At 57.8% G+C, this 2,727-nt stretch carries 2 protein-coding genes; both read left to right on the top strand.

Going from position 1 to position 2,727, the window contains the following annotated elements; genetic code table 11:
- On the top strand, positions 1 to 1,104 hold a 1,104-nt coding region (locus ACEQU8_RS01710), incomplete at its 5' end, for an acetyl-CoA C-acyltransferase (RefSeq protein WP_370261042.1).
- Between the two features lie 15 nt (positions 1,105 to 1,119).
- A partial coding sequence (locus ACEQU8_RS01705; protein WP_370261041.1) for a monovalent cation:proton antiporter-2 (CPA2) family protein occupies positions 1,120 to 2,727 on the top strand: 1,608 nt, incomplete at its 3' end.

Here is a 2,727-nt window from a genome sequence, read left to right as displayed (position 1 = left end):
CTGGGTGCACATGCCATCCAACACGCCCTCCTGAGGGCTGGCCACCCCTCGCTTTCGGAGCATATTGATGAGGTGATCATGGGCTGCGTGCTGCCAGCAGGTCAGGGTCAAGCCCCAGCGCGCCAAGCCGCACTGGGTGCTGGCTTGCCTCTGGGCACCGCCTGCACCACGGTGAACAAGATGTGTGGGTCAGGCATGAAAGCCATCATGCAAGCCTACGACGCCTTGGTGGCTGGCAGCAGTGCGTTTGTGGTGGCTGGCGGCATGGAGAGCATGAGCAATGCCCCCTACCTGCTGCCCAAAGCCCGGGGGGGTCTGCGCATGGGCCATGGCCAAGTGATGGACCACATGTTTTTGGATGGACTGGAAGACGCCTACGAGCCGGGTCGCCTCATGGGCACCTTCGCAGAAGAATGCGCCGATCAATATCAGTTTTCGCGACAGGCGCAGGACGAATTTGCAATCCGCTCCCTGGAACGCGCCAAAACGGCCACCGAGCAAGGGTATTTTCAGTGGGAGATCGCGCCCATCGCGATTCAAAGCCGCAAGGGTGAGCAAACGATTGCCACTGACGAACAACCCTTGAAAGCCGATCCTGCAAAAATTCCCACACTGAAGCCAGCATTCCGCAAAGCCGATGGCACAGTCACCGCGGCAAACTCTTCGTCGATCAGCGACGGGGCTGCTGCCCTGCTGTTAACAACCCAAAGCCGGGCCCAGTCGCTGGGTCTAAAGCCCTTGGCAAAAATTTTGGGGCACGCCACCCATGCGCAAAAACCCAGCCTGTTTACCACTGCACCCGTTGGTGCGTTACAGAAGCTCTTTGCAAAAACCGGGATTACGCCCAAGCAGGTAGACCTTTTTGAAATCAACGAGGCATTTGCCGTGGTGACCATGGCCGCCATGACAGACTTGGACTTGCCCGCCAGCAAGGTGAATATTCACGGTGGCGCTTGCGCCTTGGGCCACCCGATTGGCGCCAGCGGAGCGCGCATTGTTTGTACCTTGCTGGGTGCGCTTCGGCGCACCGGGGCTAAAACTGGTGTGGCCAGCTTGTGCATTGGGGGTGGCGAAGCCACTGCGCTGGCCCTTGAACTGCTTTAATTTGTGAGTCATTAAATGGAGAGCGTTGTTTACTTTTTGTTGGCCGCCGCCCTGGCTGTGCCCTTGTTCAAAAAACTGGGGTTGGGTGCCATTTTGGGTTACCTGGCTGCGGGCGTGGTGATTGGTCCGCAAGTGCTGGGCCTGATTGACGACCCAGAAAAAGTACTGCACTTCTCTGAAATCGGCGTGATCTTGCTGCTGTTTGTGATTGGCCTGGAATTGGAGCCGGCCAAATTGTGGGCGATGCGAACCAAGGTGCTGCTGCTGGGTAGCGGGCAAATGGTGCTCACCGCCGCAGTGGTTTACGGCGTGCTGGCCATCCTGTTCGAGATGAACAGCAACGCTGCCTTGGTGATCGCTTTGGCCTTGGCATTGTCGTCCACCGCGTTTGCCATTCAACTCATGGCCGACCAGGGTATTTTGGGCAACGAAGACGGACGCCGCGGATTTTCCATGCTGCTGTTTCAAGACCTGGCGGTGGTGCCGATTTTGTTTGTGGTGCAGGCCATGGCCCCTGTTGAAGCAGACGCAGACCCCGGCGCATGGTGGGTGGCGCCAGCGGCGATTCTGGGCCTGGTGGTGTTTGCACGTTACCTCATCAGCCCCGCGCTGAACTTCATGTCGCGCTACGGCGGGCGCGAAATCATGACCGTGGTGGCCCTGCTGATTGTGCTGGGATCTGCCGTGCTGATGGATGCAGCCAATTTGTCCATGGGGCTTGGCGCATTCATGGCGGGCATGATGCTGGCCAACTCCTCGTTTCGCCACCAGTTGGAGGCCGATGTGGAGCCCTTCAAGGGGCTAAGCCTTGGCTTGTTTTTTATCTCGATTGGCATGACGCTGGACTTTGGCCTGTTGGTGAACAACCCACTCACCGTGGCCTTTGGCACTCTGGGCTTGATGGCCCTTAAAACCATCGTGATCATGGGTCTGGTGATGGTGGCCGGCGTGCCTTGGCCTCGCGGCGTGCTGCTTGGCTTGATGTTGTGCCAAGGCGGCGAATTCGGCTTTGTCATCATGGCGCAGGCCATGGACGTCAAATTGCTCTCTGATCAAACCGCAGGCATGGTCAACCTGATGGTCGGCCTTTCCATGGCCCTCACCGCGCCATTTGTGCTGTGGTACGACAAATTCACCGACAAGCAAATTGCCAAGGCTCCAGAAAAAACAGAGAAATTCGATTCACAAGAGCCCGAGGCGCTCATTTTGGGATTTGGGCGCTTTGGCCAGGTCACAGGTCGCATTTTGGCGGCCAACCACATTCACTTCACGGCGCTAGATAAAAATGCCGACCACATTGAGTTTGTGAAAAAATTTGGCAACCAGGTTTACTACGGCGATGCAGCCCGCCGCGAGGTGCTTGAGGCAGCGGGTATTGCCAAGGTGCGCACCGTGGTGGTGGCCATTGATGAGCCACAGGCCGCCCGCGGTATTGTGGAATATATTGCGCACCACCACCCAAAAATTACCATCATCGCCCGTGCCCACAACCGCGTGGATTACCTGGCCTTAAAAGCAGCAGGAGCGCACTCAGTGATTCGTGAACTGTTTGCAGGTGCCCTGGAGGCCGCCACCGAAACCCTGCACGCTTTGGGTTACACCGATGGTGCGGCCATTCGCAAG

It is taken from the genome of Limnobacter sp., assembly GCF_964228395.1.
Taxonomy (GTDB): Bacteria; Pseudomonadota; Gammaproteobacteria; order Burkholderiales; family Burkholderiaceae_B; genus Limnobacter.
Note: the sequence above shows the minus strand (reverse complement) of the source record. Positions and strands in the feature narration are given on the sequence as shown.